The organism is Streptococcus shenyangsis (assembly GCF_006385785.1).
GTDB lineage: Bacteria > Bacillota > Bacilli > Lactobacillales > Streptococcaceae > Streptococcus > Streptococcus shenyangsis.
This window is the reverse complement of record NZ_VFSH01000002.1, coordinates 59,393-79,688: the sequence shown is the minus strand read 5'-3', so window position 1 is coordinate 79,688 and position 20,296 is coordinate 59,393. Positions and strand designations below refer to the sequence as shown.

General features: G+C 40.3%; 20 protein-coding genes, 2 pseudogenes and 1 other annotated feature. Of the genes and pseudogenes, 21 read left to right on the top strand and 1 reads right to left on the bottom strand.

Annotated elements, in window-relative coordinates:
• Positions 1 to 312: 312 nt before the first annotated feature.
• From FJR77_RS02030 to FJR77_RS01990, 9 genes and pseudogenes are all read left to right on the top strand, one after another.
• A pseudogene (locus tag FJR77_RS02030) lies at positions 313 to 429 on the top strand (ABC transporter ATP-binding protein); the annotation flags it as partial.
• Positions 423 to 1,289, top strand: a pseudogene (locus tag FJR77_RS02025) (hypothetical protein); the annotation flags it as partial. The pseudogenes FJR77_RS02030 and FJR77_RS02025, both read left to right, overlap by 7 nt.
• A gap of 160 nt (positions 1,290 to 1,449) precedes the next feature.
• Positions 1,450 to 1,581, top strand: a sequence feature (ribosomal protein L20 leader region).
• 15 nt (positions 1,582 to 1,596) lie between these two features.
• Complete coding sequence (gene infC, locus FJR77_RS02020; RefSeq protein WP_000848180.1) at positions 1,597 to 2,127, top strand: translation initiation factor IF-3; 531 nt, start codon at positions 1,597 to 1,599, stop codon at positions 2,125 to 2,127.
• 32 nt (positions 2,128 to 2,159) lie between these two features.
• Entirely contained in the window at positions 2,160 to 2,360 is a 201-nt protein-coding gene (gene rpmI, locus FJR77_RS02015; protein WP_001125943.1) for a 50S ribosomal protein L35, read from the top strand.
• A gap of 51 nt (positions 2,361 to 2,411) precedes the next feature.
• A complete protein-coding gene (gene rplT / locus FJR77_RS02010) occupies positions 2,412 to 2,771 on the top strand; it encodes a 50S ribosomal protein L20 (protein ID WP_000124834.1) in 360 nt (119 codons plus the stop codon).
• A gap of 58 nt (positions 2,772 to 2,829) precedes the next feature.
• Entirely contained in the window at positions 2,830 to 3,210 is a 381-nt protein-coding gene (gene gloA, locus FJR77_RS02005; protein ID WP_000157153.1) for a lactoylglutathione lyase, read from the top strand.
• 248 nt (positions 3,211 to 3,458) lie between these two features.
• Complete coding sequence (locus FJR77_RS02000; protein ID WP_125451250.1) at positions 3,459 to 4,259, top strand: dihydroorotate dehydrogenase electron transfer subunit; 801 nt, start codon at positions 3,459 to 3,461, stop codon at positions 4,257 to 4,259.
• Complete coding sequence (locus tag FJR77_RS01995) at positions 4,222 to 5,208, top strand: dihydroorotate dehydrogenase (protein ID WP_181146586.1); 987 nt, start codon at positions 4,222 to 4,224, stop codon at positions 5,206 to 5,208. The genes FJR77_RS02000 and FJR77_RS01995 overlap by 38 nt, the downstream gene beginning before the upstream one ends.
• A 97-nt stretch (positions 5,209 to 5,305) precedes the next feature.
• Positions 5,306 to 7,018: a glucosaminidase domain-containing protein gene (locus tag FJR77_RS01990; protein ID WP_140833238.1), complete on the top strand. Its 1,713-nt coding sequence runs from the start codon at positions 5,306 to 5,308 to the stop codon at positions 7,016 to 7,018.
• A 60-nt stretch (positions 7,019 to 7,078) separates the two neighbouring features.
• Here the strand turns inward: FJR77_RS01990 and pavA are convergent, their stop codons facing one another.
• Positions 7,079 to 8,734: an Rqc2 family fibronectin-binding protein PavA gene (pavA, locus tag FJR77_RS01985; RefSeq protein ID WP_140833240.1), complete on the bottom strand. Its 1,656-nt coding sequence runs from the start codon at positions 8,732 to 8,734 to the stop codon at positions 7,079 to 7,081.
• A 104-nt stretch (positions 8,735 to 8,838) separates the two neighbouring features.
• Here pavA and ybeY point away from each other — a divergent pair, with 104 nt between their 5' ends.
• From ybeY to FJR77_RS10200, 12 genes are all read left to right on the top strand, one after another.
• Complete coding sequence (ybeY, locus tag FJR77_RS01980; protein ID WP_140833243.1) at positions 8,839 to 9,336, top strand: rRNA maturation RNase YbeY; 498 nt, start codon at positions 8,839 to 8,841, stop codon at positions 9,334 to 9,336.
• Positions 9,317 to 9,712 (top strand): diacylglycerol kinase family protein, encoded by a 396-nt coding sequence (locus tag FJR77_RS01975; RefSeq protein WP_101782200.1) that lies wholly within the window; start codon positions 9,317 to 9,319, stop codon positions 9,710 to 9,712. Before ybeY ends, FJR77_RS01975 begins: the two co-directional genes overlap by 20 nt.
• 16 nt (positions 9,713 to 9,728) lie before the next feature.
• Positions 9,729 to 10,628, top strand: coding sequence for a GTPase Era (gene era, locus FJR77_RS01970; protein ID WP_000143264.1), 900 nt, complete (start codon positions 9,729 to 9,731; stop codon positions 10,626 to 10,628).
• Positions 10,629 to 10,676: 48 nt separating this feature from the next.
• The gene (gene mutM, locus FJR77_RS01965; protein WP_140833245.1) at positions 10,677 to 11,501 is read left to right on the top strand and encodes a DNA-formamidopyrimidine glycosylase; all 825 of its coding nucleotides are present in this window, start codon (positions 10,677 to 10,679) and stop codon (positions 11,499 to 11,501) included.
• Positions 11,501 to 12,106, top strand: a complete 606-nt coding sequence (gene coaE / locus FJR77_RS01960; protein WP_140833247.1) for a dephospho-CoA kinase — start codon at positions 11,501 to 11,503, stop codon at positions 12,104 to 12,106. Before mutM ends, coaE begins: the two co-directional genes overlap by 1 nt.
• Positions 12,093 to 13,292 carry a multidrug efflux MFS transporter gene (locus tag FJR77_RS01955; RefSeq protein ID WP_140833249.1) on the top strand — a complete coding sequence of 400 codons (1,200 nt, stop codon included), beginning with the start codon at positions 12,093 to 12,095 and terminating at the stop codon, positions 13,290 to 13,292. Before coaE ends, FJR77_RS01955 begins: the two co-directional genes overlap by 14 nt.
• Positions 13,292 to 13,441, top strand: a complete 150-nt coding sequence (gene rpmG / locus FJR77_RS01950) for a 50S ribosomal protein L33 (protein ID WP_001809104.1) — start codon at positions 13,292 to 13,294, stop codon at positions 13,439 to 13,441. The genes FJR77_RS01955 and rpmG overlap by 1 nt, the downstream gene beginning before the upstream one ends.
• A 39-nt stretch (positions 13,442 to 13,480) precedes the next feature.
• On the top strand, positions 13,481 to 13,714 hold the full coding sequence (gene secG / locus FJR77_RS01945; RefSeq protein WP_000282517.1) for a preprotein translocase subunit SecG: 234 nt from the start codon (positions 13,481 to 13,483) through the stop codon (positions 13,712 to 13,714).
• Between the two features lie 100 nt (positions 13,715 to 13,814).
• Entirely contained in the window at positions 13,815 to 16,169 is a 2,355-nt protein-coding gene (gene rnr / locus FJR77_RS01940; protein ID WP_140833251.1) for a ribonuclease R, read from the top strand.
• The gene (smpB, locus tag FJR77_RS01935) at positions 16,132 to 16,599 is read left to right on the top strand and encodes an SsrA-binding protein SmpB (protein WP_001051750.1); all 468 of its coding nucleotides are present in this window, start codon (positions 16,132 to 16,134) and stop codon (positions 16,597 to 16,599) included. Before rnr ends, smpB begins: the two co-directional genes overlap by 38 nt.
• A gap of 15 nt (positions 16,600 to 16,614) precedes the next feature.
• Positions 16,615 to 17,475, top strand: coding sequence for an SAM-dependent methyltransferase TehB (tehB, locus tag FJR77_RS01930; protein ID WP_140833253.1), 861 nt, complete (start codon positions 16,615 to 16,617; stop codon positions 17,473 to 17,475).
• A 249-nt stretch (positions 17,476 to 17,724) separates the two neighbouring features.
• The coding region (locus FJR77_RS10200; protein WP_140860035.1) for a YSIRK-type signal peptide-containing protein at positions 17,725 to 20,296 on the top strand (2,572 nt) is incomplete at its 3' end.

The window sequence follows — 20,296 nt, the reverse complement described above, 5'->3', positions numbered from 1 at the left end:
GCATAATAATGATAAAAACGATATAATGAAAGCGTGTTCAATATTAAAGATATAAATGCAATAAAACCATTAAAAATTAGCAAAAACCGTTTAATTAGTTAGTTTATGATCTATTGGTCTTTTTTAGTCCAGTGTATCTGCTGTGAGCGTCCTTAAAACTTATCGGTATGATTGGAAAGTATAGTACGAACTATCACAGTCTCGTTATGATAGCTATTCTGAGTATAAAGTTGGTTCTGGCTGGAATTACGATCGTTATGAGGTACTAAACTACTACAGCGGAGGCTATTAATCCAAAAAGGAGGGCTAGATATGTTGCAGCTTACTCATGTGACCTTAAAAACGCGACAAGTCATTTTACAAGATGTTGATTTTACATTTGAAAAGGGTAGGATTTATGGTATTCTTGCTATCAATGGCTCTGGAAAGAAGCTTACTATTTGCAGTGGCAAGATGAAGAGAAGAATTATGAAATGATATCAAATAACCCGACTGTTAGCTCTGACTTTAAAATGGCGGTTGACCGCCAACGAAAGATTTACCAAGCCCTGTATCCCTTGAACATAAAAGCACATACTTTGGAGTTTCCGATCCACGGGATTGATCAGATTATCTGGATTTTAGAGGCTATCATCCCAACCTTGTTTGTGATTGCTATTATTTTTATGCTAACGCAACTATTTGCAGAAAGATATCAAAATCATCTGGACACAGCTCAGTTATATCCTTTTTCAAAAGTGACATTTGCAATGTCCTCTCTTGGAGTTGGAGTGGGTTATGTAACTGTACTGTTTATCGGAATCAGCGGATTTTCTTTTCTAGTGGGAAGTCTGATAAGTGGTTTTGGACAGTTAGATTATCCCTACCCGATTTATAGCTTAGTGAATCAAGAGGTAACTATTGGAAAGATACAAGATGTGTTATTTCCTGGCTTGTTCTTAGCTTTCTTAGCCTTTATCGTCATTGTGGAAGTAGTGTACTTGATTGCTTACTTTTTCAAGCAAAAAATGCCTGTCCTTTTTCTTTCACTCATTGGGATTGTTGGCTTATTGTTTGGCATCCAAACAATTCAGCCTCTTCAAAGGATTGCACATCTGATTCCCTTTACTTACTTGCGTTCAGTGGAGATTTTGTCTGGAAGATTACCTAAGCAAATTGATAATGTCAATCTGAATTGGAGCATGGGGATAGTCTTACTTCCTTGCCTGATTATCCTTTTGTTAGTGGGGATTCTATTTATCGAAAGATGGGGAAGTTCACAGAAAAAAGAATTTTTTAATAGATCCTAGCTTTCCTATAGGGAAAATAAGTAAAAACTAACATAGAGAGGGAATCAACTTGATTCTCTCTTTTTGATTAGGAAATCAATGAAAAATACAAACACAAACTTTTCAAAAAAATAACTTTTTATCTTGACAAGGGCTAGAAAACTTGGTATCATATAAAAGTTGAGAAAAGCAGAAGTGAGAGCTTCTCGCCTTGTGACATTAAGTTGCCTGGCCCTACGGATGAAAAGTTTCTAAGAAACGCTATCATAACGTGCGGGCTTGTATATTTACGAGTCCGCTATTGTTTTTCTCTAATAAAACAAAAGAGGTGAAAACCATAGCAAAGCAAGACTTATTCATCAATGATGAGATTCGTGTACGTGAAGTTCGCTTGATTGGTCTTGAAGGAGAACAACTAGGCATTAAGCCACTCAGTGAAGCGCAAGCTTTGGCTGATAATGCTAATGTTGACCTAGTATTGATTCAACCCCAAGCCAAACCGCCTGTTGCAAAAATTATGGACTACGGTAAGTTCAAATTTGAGTACCAGAAGAAGCAAAAAGAACAACGTAAAAAACAAAGTGTTGTTACTGTGAAAGAAGTTCGTCTAAGTCCAACTATTGACAAGGGTGACTTTGATACAAAACTTCGCAATGCACGCAAATTCCTTGAAAAAGGAAATAAAGTTAAGGTATCTATTCGCTTTAAGGGTCGTATGATTACCCATAAAGAGATTGGTGCAAAAGTTTTAGCCGAGTTTGCTGAAGCAACTCAAGATATTGCCATCATCGAACAACGTGCTAAAATGGATGGACGTCAAATGTTCATGCAATTGGCGCCAGCGACTGACAAAAAATAATTGTCAGAAAGTTAAATAAAGGAGAAAAAATCATGCCAAAACAAAAAACACACCGCGCATCAGCTAAACGTTTCAAACGTACAGGTTCTGGTGGACTTAAACGTTTCCGTGCTTACACTTCTCACCGTTTCCACGGAAAAACTAAGAAACAACGTCGTCATCTTCGTAAAGCATCTATGGTGCATTCAGGAGATTACAAACGTATCAAAGCAATGCTTACTCGCTTGAAATAATAGTTTGACTGTAAGTAAAGAATTCTAGGAAATATTTGGAGGAAATAAAACATGGCACGTGTTAAAGGTGGCGTTGTATCACGCAAACGTCGTAAACGTATTCTTAAATTAGCAAAAGGTTACTATGGAGCTAAACACATCTTGTTCCGTACTGCAAAAGAACAAGTAATGAACTCTTACTACTATGCATACCGTGACCGTCGTCAGAAAAAACGTGACTTCCGCAAATTGTGGATCACTCGTATCAACGCGGCAGCTCGTATGAACGGACTTTCATACTCACAATTGATGCATGGTTTGAAATTGGCTGAGATCGAAGTTAACCGTAAAATGCTTGCTGACTTGGCTGTTAACGATGCAGCAGCTTTCACAGCTCTTGCAGATGCAGCTAAAGCAAAACTTGGTAAATAATAACTGATGAGACTGGAACAGGATTGTCCCAGTCTTTTTAAAAATAAAGGAGAAAAAAATGGCTTCAAAAATGCTACACACTTGCTTGCGAGTAGAAAATCTTGAAAAATCAATCGCATTTTATCAAGATGCTTTTGGTTTTAAAGAATTGCGTCGCAGAGATTTTCCAGACCATGCCTTCACAATTGTCTATCTAGGACTTGAGGGTGACGACTATGAGTTGGAGTTGACTTATAACTACGATCATGGTCCTTATGTGGTTGGAGATGGGTTTGCCCATATCGCCCTCAGTACACCTGATCTTGAAGCTCTTCATCAAGAGCACAGTGCCAAAGGCTATGAAGTGACTGAGCCAAATGGTCTACCAGGAACTGCACCAAACTATTACTTTGTCAAAGACCCTGATGGCTACAAGGTCGAAGTCATTCGTGAAAAATAATCTCGTGAAGTCAAGTAGAATGTTCGTTTTCTACTTGACTTTTTTTATCTGAAAGAGTATACTAGTAAAAATTTAACCTTTAAGGGGAGTCCAGAGAGACTCACAAGGTGTCAGATAAAAGAATAGTGCAATTTTCTAGAGGAGACTTTTTGAGTGTGCTCTCTTCTGTTGTACGATTTTAACTGAGGCCTTGCACTAGCAAGGTCTTTTCTTTGTCTGGTCCCCTTAAAATTTAAGGAGGAAAAGTCATGAATCCCACATGTAAGAAACGTTTGGGTGCAATTCGATTGGAAACCATGAAGGTGGTTGCACAGGAGGAAATCGCGCCAAAAATCTTTGAATTAGTTCTAGAAGGGGAAATGGTTGAAGCTATGCGGGCAGGCCAATTTCTTCATCTGCGTGTGCCTGATGACGCCCATCTCTTGCGTCGCCCTATTTCAATTTCGTCTATCGATAAGGTTAAGAAACAGTGTCATCTCATTTATCGGATTGAGGGAGCTGGGACAGCTATTTTCTCAACCTTAAGTCAGGGAGATATTCTTGATGTGATGGGTCCTCAGGGGAATGGTTTTGACTTGTCTGACCTAGATGAGCAGAGCCAGGTTCTCCTTGTTGGTGGGGGGATTGGTGTTCCGCCCTTGCTTGAGGTTGCCAAGGAATTGCATGCGCGTGGTGTGAAAGTAGTGATAGTTCTCGGTTTTGCTAATAAGGATGCTGTTATTTTGGAGATGGAATTAGCTCAATATGGGCAGGTCTTTGTAACGACAGATGATGGTTCTTATGGCATCAAGGGAAATGTTTCAGTTGTCATCAAGGATTTAGACAATCAATTTGATGCTGTTTACTCATGTGGGGCGCCTGGAATGATGAAGTATATCAATCAAACCTTTTATGACCACCCAAGAGCCTATCTATCTTTGGAATCTCGTATGGCTTGTGGGATGGGGGCTTGCTATGCCTGCGTCCTAAAAGTGCCAGAAAGCGAGACTGTCAGCCAACGTGTCTGTGAAGATGGCCCTGTTTTCCGCACAGGAACAGTTGTATTATAAGGAGAAAATTATGACTACAAATCGTTTACAAATTTCTCTACCTGGCTTGGATTTGAAAAATCCGATTATTCCAGCATCAGGCTGTTTTGGTTTTGGTCAAGAGTATGCCAAGTACTATGATTTAGACCTTTTAGGTTCTATTATGATTAAGGCGACAACCCTTGAACCACGCTTTGGCAATCCAACTCCAAGGGTGGCAGAGACACCCGCTGGTATGCTTAATGCAATTGGCCTGCAAAATCCTGGTTTAGAGGTTGTTTTGGCTGAAAAGCTACCTTGGCTGGAAAGAGAATATCCAAATCTTCCTATTATCGCCAATGTAGCTGGTTTTTCAAAACAAGAGTATGCGGCTGTTTCTCATGGTATTTCCAAGGCAACTAATGTAAAGGCCATCGAGCTCAATATTTCTTGCCCCAATGTTGACCACTGTAATCACGGACTTTTGATTGGTCAAGATCCAGATTTGGCTTATGATGTAGTAAAGGCAGCTGTCGAAGCCTCAGATGTGCCAGTTTATGTCAAACTAACCCCTAGTGTGACGGATATCGTCACTGTCGCAAAAGCTGCAGAAGATGCGGGGGCAAGTGGCTTAACCATGATCAATACTCTAGTTGGAATGCGCTTCGACCTCAAAACCAGAAAACCAATCTTGGCCAATGGAACAGGTGGAATGTCTGGCCCAGCAGTCTTTCCAGTAGCCCTCAAACTCATCCGCCAAGTAGCCCAAACAACAGACCTACCTATCATTGGAATGGGGGGAGTGGATTCGGCTGAAGCTGCGCTAGAAATGTATCTGGCTGGGGCATCTGCCATCGGAGTTGGAACAGCCAACTTTACCAATCCATATGCCTGTCCTGATATCATCGAAAATCTACCAAAGGTTATGGATAAATATGGTATCAGCAGTCTAGAAAATCTCCGCAAGGAAGTAAAAGAGTCTCTGAGGTAAACTGCAATCAATCTGTTCTTGATTTTTTATCAGTTTGTAATGTTGATTATAGAGAATTTTGATACAATAAAGTAGAAAGAACAGAGGAAGAAAGTTTATGAAGAAATTGAGATTTGTTTTTTTAGCTCTGCTATTTTTCTTAGCTAGTCCAGAGGGTGTAATGGCAAGTGATGGTACTTGGCAAGGAAAACAATATCTGAAAGCGGATGGAAGTCCAGCAGCTAATGAGTGGGTTTTTGATGCTCATTATCAATCTTGGTTTTATATAAAAGCAGATGCTAACTATGCTGAAAATGAATGGTTGAAGCAAGGTGACGACTATTTTTACCTCAAATCTGGTGGCTATATGGCCAAGTCAGAATGGGTAGAAGACAAGGGAGCTTTCTATTATCTTGACCAAAATGGAAAGATGAAAAGAAATGCTTGGGTAGGAACTTCCTATGTTGGTGCAACAGGTGCCAAAGTAATAGAAGACTGGGTATTTGATTCTCAATACGACGCTTGGTTTTATATCAAAGCAGATGGACAGCACGCAGAGAAAGAATGGCTCCAAATCAAGGGCAAGGACTATTATTTCAAATCAGGTGGTTATTTACTAACAAGTCAGTGGATTGATCTGGCTTATGTGAATGCTAGTGGTGCCAAAGTACAGCAAGGTTGGCTTTATGACAAACAATACCAATCTTGGTTTTACATTAAAGAAAATGGAAATCATGCTGAGAAAGAATGGATTTTCGAAAATGCTCACTATTATTATCTAAAATCAGGTGGCTATATGGCAGTAAATGAATGGATTTGGGATAAGGAGTCTTGGTTTTATCTCAAATCTGATGGGAAAATGGCTGAGAAAGAATGGCTATACGATGCTAAAAGTCAAGCCTGGTACTACTTCAAATCTGGCGGCTACATGGCAAAAAATGAGACAGTAGATGGTTATCAGCTTGGAAATGATGGTAAATGGCTTGGAGAAAAAGCTACAAATGAAAATGCTTCTTATTATCAAGTAGTTCCTGTCACAGCAAATATTTATAATGCAGATGGTGAAAAGCTTTCCTATATATCACAAGGTAGTGTCGTCTGGCTAGATAAGGATAGAAAAAGTGATGACAAGCGCTTGGCTATTACTGTTTCTGGTTTGTCAGGCTACATGAAAACAGAAGATTTACAAGCACTAGATTCTAGTAAGGATTTTATCCCTTATTATGAGAGTGATGGACACCGTTTTTATCACTATGTGGCTCAGAATGCTAGTATCCCAGTAGCTTCTCATCTTTCTGATATGGAAGTAGGCAAGAAATATTATTCGGCAGATGGACTGCATTTTGATGGTTTTAACCTTGAAAATCCCTTCCTTTTCAAAGACTTGACAGAGGCTACAAACTATAGTGCTGAAGACTTGGATAAGGTATTTAGTCTGTTAAATATTAACAATAGTCTCTTGGAGAATAAGGGCGCTACCTTTAAGGAAGCTGAAGAACATTACCATATCAATGCCCTCTATCTCCTTGCCCATAGTGCCTTAGAAAGTGACTGGGGAAGAAGTAATATTGCCAAAGATAAGAATAATTTCTTTGGAATTGCAGCCTATGATACGACCCCTTACCTTTCTGCCAAGACATTTGATGATGTGGATAAGGGAATTTTAGGTGCAACCAAGTGGATTAAGGAAAATTACATCGATAGGGGCAGAACTTTCCTTGGCAATAAGGCTTCTGGTATGAATGTAGAATATGCCTCAGATCCTTATTGGGGCGAAAAAATTGCTAGTGTAATGATGAAAATTAATGAAAAACTAGGTGGCAAAGATTAGTCCTATAATTGAATATGATTTGAGTGAATAGTATGTTAAAAATCCTGATTTCAAGTAAAATCAGGATTTTTTCATGGATGCGATTTTTTCTGGGTCTGGTGTAACGCGGAGGGTCTTTTGTCCTGTGTAAGTGACAAAGCCTGGTTTTCCACCAGTTGGTTTATTGAGTTTCTTGACTTCAATCATATCTACCTGAACCAGATTTGACAGGCGACCTTGAGAGAAGTAGGCGGCCAGCTCAGCTGCGTCTGTTTTGACTTCATCGGATGGGTCAAGATTGCCTGAGATGACAACATGGCTTCCAGGTATGTCCTTGGCATGGAACCAAAGTTCCTCCTTACGAGCCATTTTAAAGGTCAATTCCTCATTTTGAAGATTGTTTCGTCCAACATAGATGATGGTCTTGCCATCGCTGGCCAGATACTGTTCTGGTTTCTTGCGTTTCTGGATTTTCTCCCGTTGTCTTCTGCGGATAAAACCTGTTTGTATCAATTCTTCACGGATTTCAGCGATTTCTTCCAGTCCAGCTTGGTTGAGGACAGTTTCGACACTTTCCAGATAGAGAATGGTTGCCTTAGTTTCTTCAAGCAGATCAGTTAAGTATTTGACAGCTTCTTTGAGTTTCTGATAGCGTTTAAAATAGCGTTGGGCATTCTGGCTGGGAGTTAAGGCCTTATCAAGCGCAATCGTGATAGGTTGGTTGGTGTAGTAGTTGTCTAGGATAACCTGGTCTTGGTCGTTAGGCACTTGATGAAGGAATGTTGTCAGCAATTCCCCTTTTTGACGGAATTCTTCAGCATTGTCTGTCGCCAATAATTCTTTTTCTTGTTTTTTCAGCTTATGGCGATTTTTTTGAAGTTCATTTTCAACACGACGAATGAGTTCACTGGCTTGCTGTTTGACACGGTCTCGCTCAGCCTTATCTTTGTAGTAGGTGTCCAACAAATCAGAAAGACTGGTAAAATGTTCTCCCACCTGATTTGCAAAAGGAACTGGACTGAAGGATGTCTCTGTCAAGCAGGGCTTGGTTTCTTGACTGAAAAAGTTTCGGAAAGTGGAAAGTTTTTTACTAACCAGTATCCTTTCCAATTCATTTACCGTATCACGTCCCAGACCTTGAAAGAGACTTTGAAGGTTTTTAGCTGTTGTTTCCTGTGTTTGCAGGATTTCAAAGAGTTTCTCGTCCTTGATGGTGAAAGGATTGAGTGATTTCGTGCTTGGCGGAGCGATATAGGTCGACCCAGGCAGCAAGGTGCGGTAGCTATTTTGTGAAAAGCCGACGTGTTTAATGACTTCGAGAATTTTGTGACTACTCTTATTAACCAGTAGAATATTACTGTGTTTACCCATGACTTCGATAATCAAGGTAGCCTGAATATGGTCTCCAATCTCGTTTTTATTGGAAACCGTGATTTCCACAATACGGTCATTTTCAATCTGCTCAATAGACTCAATCAGGGCCCCCTGCAAATACTTTCTCAAGACCATGATAAAGGTAGAAGGTTGGGCTGGATTTTCAAAGGTCGTTTGGGTCAGCTGAATGCGTCCAAAAACTGGATGGGCAGAAAGGAGCAGGCGATGACTTTGGCGATTGCTGCGGATTTGCAAGACCAACTCTTGTTCAAAAGGTTGATTGATTTTCTGAATGCGACCGTTCACTAACTCTCTTCGCAATTCCTCAACCATGTGGTGTAAAAAAAATCCGTCAAATGACATCGTTCTCTCCTTGTGATTGTATTCCATAGTATTATATCAAAAAGGTAGAATAAAATCATGGAAATGTGGTATAATAAAGCCAAGTAAAGAGAAACGAGAAGCACATGTATATTGAAATGGTAGATGAAACTGGTCAAGTTTCAAAAGAAATGTTGCAACAAACCCAAGAAATTTTGGAATTTGCATCCCAAAAATTAGGCAAAGAAGACAAGGAGATGGCAGTCACTTTTGTGACCAACGAGCGTAGCCATGAACTCAATCTGGAGTACCGTGACACCGACCGTCCGACAGATGTTATCAGCCTTGAGTATAAGCCAGAGTTGGAAATTGCCTTTGACGAAGAGGATTTGCTTGAAAATCCAGAATTAGCAGAGATGATGTCTGAGTTTGATGCCTATATTGGGGAACTGTTCATCTCTATAGATAAGGCTCATGAGCAGGCTGAGGAATATGGTCACAGCTTTGAGCGTGAGATGGGCTTCTTGGCAGTACACGGCTTTTTACATATCAATGGCTATGATCACTACACTCCAGAAGAAGAAGCGGAGATGTTCGGTTTACAAGAAGAAATTTTGACAGCCTATGGACTCACAAGACAATAAACGAAAATGGAAAAATCGTGACCTGATATCCAGTTTAGAATTTGCTCTCACAGGGATATTTACTGCTATCAAGGAAGAACGTAATATGCGAAAACATGCAGTGACGGCTCTAGTGGTCATCTTCGCAGGTTTTGTTTTTCAGGTGTCACGAATCGAATGGCTCTTTCTCCTATTGAGTATTTTCTTGGTAGTAGCCTTTGAAATTATCAATTCTGCTATCGAAAATGTGGTGGATTTAGCCAGTCACTATCACTTTTCCATGCTGGCTAAAAATGCCAAGGATATGGCGGCTGGCGCGGTATTAGTGGTCTCTCTTTTCGCAGCCTTAACAGGCGCATTGATTTTTCTCCCACGAATCTGGGATTTATTATTTTAAACAGTAAGAGGAAATTATGACTTTTAAATCAGGCTTTGTAGCCATTTTAGGACGTCCCAATGTTGGGAAGTCAACCTTTTTAAATCACGTTATGGGGCAAAAGATTGCAATTATGAGTGACAAGGCGCAGACAACGCGCAACAAAATCATGGGAATTTACACGACCGATAAGGAGCAAATCGTCTTTATCGACACGCCAGGGATTCACAAGCCTAAAACAGCTCTAGGAGATTTCATGGTCGAATCTGCCTATAGTACCCTTCGTGAAGTGGATACTGTTCTTTTTATGGTGCCCGCTGATGAAGCACGTGGTAAGGGAGACGACATGATTATCGAGCGTCTCAAGGCAGCCAAGGTTCCTGTTATTCTAGTGGTGAACAAGATTGATAAGGTTCACCCAGACCAGCTTTTGTCTCAGATTGATGATTTCCGTAATCAAATGGACTTCAAGGAAATTGTTCCTATCTCAGCCCTTCAGGGCAATAACGTGTCTCGTCTAGTTGATATTTTGAGTGAAAATCTGGACGAAGGTTTCCAATATTTCCCGTCTGATCAAATCACAGACCATCCAGAACGTTTCTTGGTTTCAGAAATGGTTCGCGAGAAAGTCTTGCACCTAACTCGTGAAGAGATTCCTCACTCAGTTGCTGTAGTGGTTGATTCTATGAAACGAGATGAAGAGACAGACAAGGTCCACATCCGTGCAACCATCATGGTCGAGCGCGATAGTCAGAAAGGGATTATCATCGGTAAAGGTGGTGCTATGCTTAAGAAAATTGGTAGCATGGCCCGTCGTGATATTGAACTCATGCTAGGAGACAAGGTCTTCCTAGAAACCTGGGTCAAGGTTAAGAAAAACTGGCGTGATAAAAAGCTAGATTTGGCTGACTTTGGCTATAATGAAAAAGAATACTAAGTAGAGGTGGGCTCATGCCTGCTTCTTGTTTTTACAGAAGGAGGATTTATGCCTGAATTACCTGAGGTTGAAACCGTTCGTCGTGGCTTAGAAAAATTGATTTTGGGAAAGAAGATTTCGAGTGTAGAAATTCGCTATCCCAAGATGATTAAGACAGATTTGGACGAGTTTCAAAAGGAAGTGCCTGGTCAGATTGTTGAGTCAATGGGACGTCGTGGAAAATATTTGCTTTTCTATCTTACAGACAAGGTCTTGATTTCTCATCTGCGAATGGAGGGCAAGTATTTTTACTATCCAGACCAAGCACCTGAACGCAAGCATGCCCATGTTTTCTTCCAATTTGAGGATGGTGGCACGCTTGTTTATGAGGATGTACGCAAGTTTGGTACTATGGAACTCTTGTCTCCTGACCTTTTGGACGCCTACTTTATTTCTAAAAAATTAGGTCCTGAACCAAGCGAACAAGACTTTGATATGCAGGTCTTTCAAGCTGCCCTAGCTAAGTCCAAAAAGCCTATCAAATCCCACCTCCTAGACCAGACCTTGGTAGCTGGCCTTGGCAATATCTATGTGGATGAGGTTCTATGGCGAGCTCAGGTTCATCCAGCTAGACCTTCCCAGACTTTGACTGCAGCAGAAGCGTCAGCCATTCATGACCAGATCATTGCTGTTTTGGGCCAGGCTGTTGAAAAAGGTGGTTCCACCATTCGGACCTATACCAATGCCTTTGGGGAAGATGGAACCATGCAGGATTTTCATCAAGTCTATGACAAGGCTGGTCAAGAATGTTCACGTTGTGGCACCATCATTGAGAAAATCCAACTAGGTGGACGAGGAACTCACTTTTGTCCAAACTGTCAAAGGAGGGGCTGATGGGAAAAATCATTGGAATCACTGGGGGAATTGCCTCTGGTAAGTCAACTGTGACAAATTTTCTAAGAAAGCAAGGTTTTCAAGTAGTGGATGCCGACGCAGTCGTCCACCAACTACAGAAACCTGGTGGTCGTCTGTTTGAGGCTCTAGTCAAGCACTTTGGGCAAGAAATCATCCTTGAAAACGGAGAACTTAATCGCCCTATCCTAGCTAGTCTTATCTTTTCAAATCCTGAAGAACGGGAATGGTCTAGGATAACTCAAGGGGAGATTATTCGTGAGGAGCTAGCTACGTTGAGAGACCAGTTGGCTCAGACAGAAGAGATTTTCTTCATGGATATTCCCCTACTTTTTGAGCAGGCCTACAGCGCTTGGTTTGATGAGACTTGGTTGGTCTATGTGGATAGAGATGTCCAAGTAGAACGTCTAATGAAAAGAGACCACTTGTCCAAAGATGAAGCTGAGTCTCGTCTGGCAGCCCAGTGGCCTTTAGAGAAAAAGAAAGATTTGGCCAGCCATGTTTTAAACAACAATGGAAATCAGGACCAGCTTCTTACTCAGGTGTTCTCCCTGCTTGAGGGAGGTAGGCAAGATGAAAGAGATTAACTGGAAGGATAATCTGCGCATTGCCTGGTTTGGTAATTTTCTGACTGGAGCCAGTATTTCTTTGGTTGTGCCTTTTATGCCCATCTTTGTGGAAAATCTAGGTGTAGGGAGTGAGCAAGTCGCTTTTTATGCAGGTTTAGCTATTTCTGTCTCTGCCATTTCTGCAGCACTTTTCTCTCCTATCTGGGGCATTCTTGCTGATAAATACGGCCGAAAACCCATGATGATTCGTGCTGGTATGGCCATGACTATTACTATGGGAGGCTTGGCCTTTGTCCCAAATATTTATTGGTTAATCTTTCTTCGTTTACTGAATGGTGTATTTGCGGGTTTTGTTCCCAATGCAACAGCCTTGATAGCCAGTCAGGTTCCCAAGGAGAAATCAGGCTCTGCCTTAGGTACTTTGTCTACAGGCGTAGTTGCAGGTACTCTAACTGGTCCCTTTATTGGTGGCTTTTTTGCAGAATTATTTGGCATTCGTACTGTCTTTTTACTGGTTGGTAGTTTTCTATTCTTAGCTGCTGTTTTGACTATTTGCTTTATTAAGGAAGATTTTCAACCAGTAGCCAAGGAAAAGGCCATCACAACAAAGGAATTATTTACATCAGTTAAATATCCCTATCTCTTAGTCAACCTCTTTCTGACCAGTTTTGTCATCCAATTTTCAGCCCAATCGATTGGCCCTATCTTAGCTCTGTATGTACGCGACTTAGGCCAGACAGAGAATCTTCTTTTTGTATCTGGTTTGATTGTATCCAGTATGGGCTTTTCCAGTATGATGAGTGCAGGAGTCATGGGAAAGCTAGGTGACAAGGTGGGCAACCATCGCCTCTTGGTTGTAGCCCAGTTTTATTCAGTTATCATCTATCTCCTCTGTGCCAATGCCTCTAGCCCTCTTCAACTAGGACTTTATCGTTTCCTCTTTGGATTGGGAACCGGTGCCTTGATTCCCGGAGTTAATGCCCTTCTCAGTAAGATGACACCCAAAGCTGGTATTTCGAGGGTCTTTGCCTTCAATCAGGTATTCTTTTATCTGGGAGGTGTCGTTGGGCCCATGGCAGGTTCTGCAGTAGCAGGTCAATTTGGCTACCATGCTGTCTTCTATGCGACAAGCCTTTGTGTTGCCTTTAGTTGTCTCTTTAATCTGCTTCAATTTCGAACATTATTAAAAGTAAAGGAAATCTAGTGCGAGTAAAAATTAATCTCAAATGCTCCTCTTGTGGCAGTATCAATTACCTAACCAGTAAAAATTCAAAAACTCATCCAGACAAGATTGAGGTTTTAAAGTATTGTCCCAAGGAAAGAAAAGTAACCCTACATCTTGAATCTAAGTAGATTTTATGGTAAAATAATAGGGATTTTAAGGAGTTTGATATGTATAACCTATTATTAACCATTTTATTAGTATTATCTGTTGTGATTGTGATTGCGATTTTCATGCAACCAACCAAAAACCAATCCAGCAATGTATTTGATGCCAGCTCAGGTGATTTGTTTGAACGCAGTAAAGCACGCGGTTTTGAAGCTGTAATGCAGCGTTTGACAGGGATTTTAGTCTTTTTCTGGCTAGCCATTGCCTTAGCATTGACGGTATTATCAAGTAGATAAGAAAATAATGGGCAGGACTAGGTCTTTGCCTCTTTTTATTTTTAAATGATATTTGAGAAGGTTTTACAGTAAAAGAAAATAAAAAATCTAGAAAGAAATTATGAAAGATAGAATAAAAGAATATTTGCAAGATAAGGGAAAGGTGACTGTCAATGACTTGGCTCAGGATTTGGGAAAAGACGGTTCCAAGGATTTTCGTGAGCTGATAAAAACCTTGTCCCTAATGGAAAGAAAACACCAGATTCGCTTTGAAGAAGATGGAAGTCTGACCTTGGAAGTCAAGAAAAAACATGAGATTACTCTCAAGGGGATTTTTCATGCCCATAAAAATGGCTTTGGCTTTGTCAGCCTGGAAGGCGAGGAGGATGACCTTTTTGTAGGGAAAAACGATGTCAACTATGCTATTGATGGTGATACCGTTGAGGTCGTCATCAAGAAAGTCGCTGACCGCAATAAGGGAACAGCAGCAGAAGCAAAAATCATTGATATCTTAGAACACAGCCTGACAACTGTTGTCGGCCAAATCGTTCTAGATCAGGAAAAGCCTAAGTATGCTGGCTACATCCGTTCGAAAAATCAGAAAATCAGCCAACCGATTTATGTGAAGAAACCAGCTCTTAAACTGGAGGGAACAGAAGTTCTCAAGGTATTTATCGATAAATACCCAAGTAAGAAACATGATTTCTTTGTTGCTAGCGTCCTCGATGTGGTGGGGCATTCAACGGATGTTGGGATTGATGTCCTTGAGGTTTTGGAGTCTATGGACATTGTATCCGAGTTTCCAGAGGCTGTTCTTAAGGAAGCGGAAAGTGTGCCTGATGCTCTGTCTCAAAAGGATATGGAAGGCCGTCTGGACTTGAGAGATGAGATTACCTTTACCATTGACGGTGCGGATGCCAAGGACTTGGACGATGCAGTGCATATCAAGGCTCTGAAAAATGGCAATCTGGAGCTTGGGGTTCACATCGCAGATGTTTCCTATTATGTGACCGAGGGTTCTGCCCTTGACAAGGAAGCCCTTAACCGTGCGACTTCTGTTTACGTGACAGACCGCGTGGTGCCAATGCTTCCAGAGCGTTTGTCAAATGGCATCTGCTCCCTCAATCCTCAAGTTGACCGTCTAACTCAGTCAGCCATCATGGAGATTGATAAACATGGTCGTGTGGTTAATTACACTATTACACAAACGGTTATCAAGACAAGCTTCCGTATGACCTATAGTGATGTCAATGATATCCTAGCTGGCGACGAGGAGAAGAGACAAGAATATAAGAAAATTGTTCCAAGTATCGAACTTATGGCTAAGCTCCATGAAACTTTAGAAAACATGCGTGTGAAACGTGGAGCCCTCAATTTCGATACCAATGAAGCGAAGATTTTAGTGGATAAACAGGGTAAGCCTGTTGATATCGTTCTTCGTCAGCGTGGCATTGCCGAGCGTATGATTGAGTCCTTCATGTTGATGGCCAATGAAACAGTTGCCGAGCATTTTAGCAAGCTGGATCTACCTTTCATTTATCGTATCCATGAGGAGCCTAAGGCTGAAAAAGTTCAGAAGTTTATTGATTATGCTTCGAGTTTTGGCTTGCGCATTTATGGGACTGCCAGTGAGATTAGCCAGGAGGCTCTCCAAGACATCATGCGTACTGTTGAGGGAGAACCTTATGCGGATGTATTGTCTATGATGCTTCTTCGCTCCATGCAACAGGCCCGCTATTCGGAGCACAATCACGGCCACTATGGATTAGCAGCTGACTATTACACTCACTTTACCAGTCCGATTCGTCGTTATCCAGACCTTCTTGTTCACCGTATGATTCGGGATTACGGCTGTTCTACGGAAATAGCAGAGCATTTTGAGCAAGTGATCCCAGAGATTGCGACCCAGTCCTCAAACCGTGAACGTCGTGCTATTGAGGCTGAGCGTGAAGTAGAAGCTATGAAAAAGGCTGAGTATATGGAAGAATACGTGGGTGAAGAGTGTGATGCAGTTGTATCAAGTATTGTCAAATTTGGTCTCTTTGTCGAATTGCCAAACACAGTTGAAGGCTTGATTCACATCACTAATCTACCTGAATTTTATCATTTCAATGAGCGTGATTTGACTCTTCGTGGAGAAAAATCAGGAACAACCTTCCGTGTAGGTCAGCAAATCCGTATTCGAGTTGAAAGAGCGGACAAGATGACTGGAGAGATTGATTTTTCATTTGTACCAAGTGAGTTTGATGTGATTGAGAAGGGACTGAAACAGTCTAGTCGCAGTGACAGAGGACGTGGTTCCAGTCGTCGTTCAGATAAGAAGGAAGACAAGAGAAAATCAGGACGCTCAAATGATAAGCGTAAGTATGCACAAAAAGACAAGAAGAAAAAAGAAAAGAAACCTTTTTATAAGGAAGTAGCTAAGAAAGGAGTCAAGCATGGCAAAGGGCGAGGGAAAGGTCGTCGCGCAAAATAAAAAGGCGCGCCACGACTATACAATCGTAGATACGCTAGAGGCAGGGATGGTCCTGACTGGAACTGAAATCAAGAGTGTGCGAGCTGCTCGAATCAACCTCAAGGATGGCTTTGCCCAAGTAAAAAATGGGGAGGTCTGGCTGAGCAATGTTCATATCGCTCCTTACGAAGAGGGCAATATCTGGAACCAAGAACCAGAACGTCGTCGCAAACTCCTGCTCCATAAGAAACAAATCCAAAAATTAGAACAAGAGACTAAAGGGACAGGAATGACCCTGGTTCCTCTTAAAGTCTATATCAAAGATGGTTATGCCAAGCTTCTTTTAGGTTTAGCTAAAGGGAAACATGACTATGATAAACGGGAGTCAATCAAACGTCGTGAGCAGAATCGCGATATTGCGCGCGTGATGAAAGCAGTCAACCAGCGATAAAAAGAGGAAATGAAAATGGAAAAACTAATTGCCTATAAACGTATGCCCTTGTGGACTAAAGAAACCATGCCAGAGGCGGTTCAGCAGAAACACAATACCAAGGTCGGAACTTGGGGTAAGATTACAGTTGTAAAAGGAGCCCTCAAGTTTATTGAATTGACGGAAGAAGGTCAAGTTCTAGCTGAACACCTCTTTGAAGCAGGAGCTGACAATCCCATGGCACAACCACAAGCCTGGCACCGAGTGGAGGCTGTAACAGACGATGTGGAATGGTACTTGGAGTTTTATTGTAAACCTGAGGATTATTTCCCTAAGAAATACAATACCAATCCTGTTCATTCAGAGGTCTTAGAGGCTATGCAGACAGTAAAACCAGGGAAAGCCTTGGATTTGGGCTGTGGTCAGGGTCGTAATGCACTCTTTCTAGCCCAGCAGGGTTTTGATGTGACAGCTGTGGATCAAAATGAACTGGCCCTTGAAATTTTGCAAAGCATTGTGGAGCAAGAAGACCTGGACATGCCAGTCGGTCTTTACGATATCAATTCAGCTAGTATTAGCCAAGCCTATGATTTCATCGTTTCGACAGTTGTTTTGATGTTTTTGCAAGCAGACTGCATTCCTGCAATTATCAAAAATATGCAGGAGCATACCACTGTTGGTGGCTATAATCTTATCGTCTGTGCCATGGACACGGAAGATTATCCTTGCTCAGTGAACTTCCCATTCACATTTAAAAAGGGAGAATTGGCAGACTATTACAAGGATTGGGACTTGGTCAAGTACAATGAAAATCCTGGTCATCTGCACCGTCGCGATGAGAATGGCAATCGCATTCAACTACGCTTTGCGACCATGCTAGCTAAAAAAATCAAGTAAACACACATGAAGATTAGGAAATTTCCTGATCTTTTTTAAAATGCTAAATGTTATAAAAATGTAATATTTCTGACTATATGATTTTTATTTCAAAAAAATATATAATTATATTAAAAAAGCTCCTTAATATATATATATATATACGAATAAAATTATAATAGATTAAAAAATATGGAAAATGTTCTATTGAATTTTTATAGTAAAAGAGTATCATATAATATGATAAAATATTTTTTTGGAGGAAATTAAATGTTTCATAAAGGTAAACACAATCGTGAAAAGCAATTACGTTTTTCTATTCGTAAGGTCAGCTTTGGTGCAGCTAGTGTCGCAGTAGCTGCATTGTTCATGTTTTTAGGAAATGGAGCAGTATCTGCTACAGAGCAAGGAGTGCCTTCAACTAATGGGGAGACTCTAGCACCGCAACCTAAAGATCAGAATATCCAGAATGGAACCTACGAAGGGAATACAGTAGCTAATAGTCCTGCTGCAACAGTAGAGTCAAATACTCAACCTTCAACAGTTGAAAATAGTCCTTCTCCAGAATCAGCACCTCAGAAGGTGGAGACTCTAGATAAGAAAGAATTAACAGATTTAATCAAAGAAGTTGATGGAAAGTTTGCTAAAGGAGCATATGCTACCAAGACAGAAGAAAGCGTTAACAATCTTAGAACTGTCTTAGAAGAAGCAAGGACAGCTTTAAATAATGCAAAAACACAAGCTGAATTATCACAAGCACAAGCTAAATTAGTTACAGCAACAACAAAATTACAAACAAAACCAGAAGAGAAAAAAGAAGCAACAGCAGTTGATACTACAAATGGAAAATCAACTGTAGGTAAAAAAGCAACAAATACTGAGAAAGCAGCAGATACGAATTCAATCGCAAACTCAGGTTCTAGAGATGAACGTAATGGAAAAGCGTTGAATACAAATAACCCATTCCGTACAGATGCAACTACTACAAATGATGACCCGTCTGCGAATCAAATTTATACATCTCCAGCTGAGAATGCGGATTTAGGAACTTTAGTGGAGAAACTAAAAGGGTTAGACTCTACAGTTGAAAATAACACAAAACTTTCACAAAATATGGATAGTTTAGGTGATAGTAAGGAAGTAGAAAAAGGTGCTGTAAAAGAAATTACTGAGTTCGGAGGCTGGAAAGCAGTAAATGGTGGTAAATTTGCCATTGCTAGAAAAACTGAAGCAGGAGTTTATCCTTTAGAAACAATTAATTCAACTTTAAATGACACTGTTTGGTTGCAAGAACAAGCATTGGATAGAAGAACAGAGTATACTTTACTACTTTCAAAGAGTATAACCAGAGCAAATCAAAAAGAAGCAGCTTGGGATAGTAGTGTATATAGACCAACTGGAGTATCTAAAGGAGTTACCAAGAATGTTGCTGGATATAACGGGATTGAAAAAACATTTACAGCTTATTCAACTTTATATGGTTCAGATGTAGTAGTTAAGTTTAAACCTGGTTATGTTGGAGATAGTGATGGTTTTAAAGCTAACTATAAAGTTCAAGTCTATAGTATTACAGGAAATCAAGAGAAATTAGTATATGAAACAACTTTTGATCCTTCTAAAGATGTAAAAAATGATAGTGAGAAGATTGTAACTAGAGCCAAAGATGGAACAAATAACGCAACAATTAAAATTTCTAAGACGTCAAATAGCACTACAATAGATGGTGGAGTAGATCATACTCAACGCGTAGATTTTATTGGAAAAACTGAAGCAGAAAAGTTAATGGCGAAACCTGGAAATAAACCAAATGGAGCGGCTGGGACATTTACTAGTAAGCCTATTGCATTACCTAAAGGTGCAGATCATTATAAAGTTAGAATTTCTTTAGCAGATCAAAATCGTACAGGAATGAGTTATCAAGCATGGGATAAAAAATATTCATTACCTGTTACGGGATTAGATTTTTCGATTGCTCAAGATACAAGTAATGTAGCGAAAAATCTTTTACAAAGAATTTACTATAAGTTAAAAGCAACTGAAACAGCAGATACAGATGGAAAGACAAATGAAACAAAAGCTGCGTATTTAGCAGAATTAGAAAAAGTTAAGACACTTGTAACGAGTACGGATGTTAAGAAGACAGCAGAATATAAAGAAGCTTTAGAGTCAACTTTATCGAAACAATTGGCATTAAGAGTTGATAAAACAGAGTTAAGAAATTCAAAAGAAGCGTTAAGTACCTTAGTAACAGCAACAGATCCAACACCTGGAAAAACAGCAGATAGTGCTACTGCTTATAATGCAGCAAAACAAGAAGCGATTAAAGCTATTGAAGCAGCAAAAACAGTTATCGATAATGAAAATGCAACTGTAGCAGAGGTTAGAGATGCTTTAGCAACAGTAAATGCCAAAAAAACAGCTTTACAACAAGCCAAAGATGGTTTAATTGAAGCAGCAACTCCTGAAGAAAAAACAAAATTACAAACGGACTCTGATTCATTGAAGAAAGCTGATGAAACAGGTAAAACACCAGAAAGTATCGCAGCATATGACAGAAAATATGAAGAGTTTAAAGCAGAATTAGAAGCTGCCAAGACAGAAGCAGCCAAAGCTTTAGCGAAAGGCACTAATGCAACAAAAGAGGAAGTTCAAGCTGCTCAAGCAAAAGTAGAAGCAGTGAAAACGAAATTAGAAACTGCTAAAAATCTTCTTGTAGAAGCAGCAACTCCTGAAGAAAAAACAAAATTACAAACGGACTCTGATTCATTGAAGAAAGCTGATGAAACAGGTAAAACACCAGAAAGTATCGCAGCATATGACAGAAAATATGAAGAGTTTAAAG

Excerpts from the sequence above, each read along its gene's own strand:
- FJR77_RS01975 (WP_101782200.1), top strand. The coding sequence starts at position 9,317 with ATGGACTCACAAGACAATAAACGAAAATGGAAAAATCGTGACCTGATA.
- FJR77_RS02000 (WP_125451250.1), top strand. The coding sequence starts at position 3,459 with ATGAATCCCACATGTAAGAAACGTTTGGGTGCAATTCGATTGGAAACC.
- rnr (WP_140833251.1), top strand. The coding sequence starts at position 13,815 with ATGAAAGATAGAATAAAAGAATATTTGCAAGATAAGGGAAAGGTGACT.
- secG (WP_000282517.1), top strand. The coding sequence starts at position 13,481 with ATGTATAACCTATTATTAACCATTTTATTAGTATTATCTGTTGTGATT.
- tehB (WP_140833253.1), top strand. The coding sequence starts at position 16,615 with ATGGAAAAACTAATTGCCTATAAACGTATGCCCTTGTGGACTAAAGAA.
- FJR77_RS01955 (WP_140833249.1), top strand. The coding sequence starts at position 12,093 with ATGAAAGAGATTAACTGGAAGGATAATCTGCGCATTGCCTGGTTTGGT.
- FJR77_RS01995 (WP_181146586.1), top strand. The coding sequence starts at position 4,222 with ATGGCCCTGTTTTCCGCACAGGAACAGTTGTATTATAAGGAGAAAATT.
- mutM (WP_140833245.1), top strand. The coding sequence starts at position 10,677 with ATGCCTGAATTACCTGAGGTTGAAACCGTTCGTCGTGGCTTAGAAAAA.
- FJR77_RS01990 (WP_140833238.1), top strand. The coding sequence starts at position 5,306 with ATGAAGAAATTGAGATTTGTTTTTTTAGCTCTGCTATTTTTCTTAGCT.
- smpB (WP_001051750.1), top strand. The coding sequence starts at position 16,132 with ATGGCAAAGGGCGAGGGAAAGGTCGTCGCGCAAAATAAAAAGGCGCGC.
- era (WP_000143264.1), top strand. The coding sequence starts at position 9,729 with ATGACTTTTAAATCAGGCTTTGTAGCCATTTTAGGACGTCCCAATGTT.
- pavA (WP_140833240.1), bottom strand. The coding sequence starts at position 8,734 with ATGTCATTTGACGGATTTTTTTTACACCACATGGTTGAGGAATTGCGA.
- coaE (WP_140833247.1), top strand. The coding sequence starts at position 11,501 with ATGGGAAAAATCATTGGAATCACTGGGGGAATTGCCTCTGGTAAGTCA.
- rpmI (WP_001125943.1), top strand. The coding sequence starts at position 2,160 with ATGCCAAAACAAAAAACACACCGCGCATCAGCTAAACGTTTCAAACGT.
- gloA (WP_000157153.1), top strand. The coding sequence starts at position 2,830 with ATGGCTTCAAAAATGCTACACACTTGCTTGCGAGTAGAAAATCTTGAA.
- rplT (WP_000124834.1), top strand. The coding sequence starts at position 2,412 with ATGGCACGTGTTAAAGGTGGCGTTGTATCACGCAAACGTCGTAAACGT.
- ybeY (WP_140833243.1), top strand. The coding sequence starts at position 8,839 with ATGTATATTGAAATGGTAGATGAAACTGGTCAAGTTTCAAAAGAAATG.